We start from the raw sequence: 260 nt of genomic DNA on the forward strand, positions 1-260 counted from the left end.
TGACCACCGCCGGCAGCTTGATGTCGATCGTCTGCAGGCCGCCGTCGACTTCGCGCGTCACGGTTGCCTTGCCGTCGCCGATCTCGACCTTGGAGGCAAAGGTGCCCTGGGCCCAGCCGAGCAAGGCGGAGAGCATCTGGCCGGTCTGGTTCGAGTCGTCGTCGATTGCCTGCTTGCCGACGATGATCAGGCCCGGCTGTTCGGCCTCGGCCACACCCTTGACGATCTTGGCGACGGCGAGCGGCTCGACCTGGTCTTCG

1 protein-coding gene is annotated in these 260 nt (G+C 66.5%); it reads right to left on the minus strand.

Annotated features, from left to right (window positions below):
* On the minus strand, window positions 1–260 hold a 260-nt coding region (locus AC0C6X_RS30230; RefSeq protein WP_472956724.1), incomplete at both ends, for an adenine nucleotide alpha hydrolase family protein.

The sequence above is a fragment of the Ensifer sp. VA4 genome (assembly GCF_055710065.1).